The organism is Bradyrhizobium sp. PRIMUS42, assembly GCF_023006515.1.
Lineage (GTDB): Bacteria > Pseudomonadota > Alphaproteobacteria > Rhizobiales > Xanthobacteraceae > Bradyrhizobium.
Map to the genome: position 1 here is coordinate 1 of NZ_JALBGZ010001579.1, position 477 is coordinate 477.

Annotated in this window: 1 protein-coding gene; it reads right to left on the minus strand. The window is 64.4% G+C overall.

The features are described 5' to 3' along the window. Positions 1–233: GTPase (locus MOV75_RS41755; protein WP_247008731.1), on the minus strand; the 233-nt coding region annotated here is incomplete at its 3' end. Between the last annotated feature and the right edge of the window lie 244 nt (positions 234–477).

Below are 477 nucleotides of genomic sequence, written 5' to 3' on the forward strand. Positions count from 1 at the left end.
GCCTCGGTCTGCTCCTGCATGCGCGCGGTCAGCGAGCCCTTGGCGCCCTCGTCGAGGCCGGCGGTGTCGATGATGGTGAATTCGAGATCGCCGAGCCTGGCCTCGCCCTCGCGGCGATCGCGGGTGACGCCCGGCAGGTCATCGACGAGCGCGAGCTTCTGTCCGACCAGGCGGTTGAACAGCGTCGATTTGCCGACATTGGGCCGGCCGATGATGGCGATCGTGAAGGACATCAATCATTCGTGCGCTGCCGGGGCAGCGCCTGTCAATGCAATGGAGACAATTGTTTGAGCATGATCTTTTCGGAAAACCGATTCACACTTTTCCGGATCATGCTCTAGCGCGAGAAGCTGCCGCTCGGCAGCGGCGCCGGGAAACCACCCTGCGACTGCTGCTGGGTGGTCTGGGTCGGTTGCGCCTGCTGGACCGGCTGATCCGGCGGCGGCGCAGTGGTGCGCTTGCGGACGATCTTGTGCT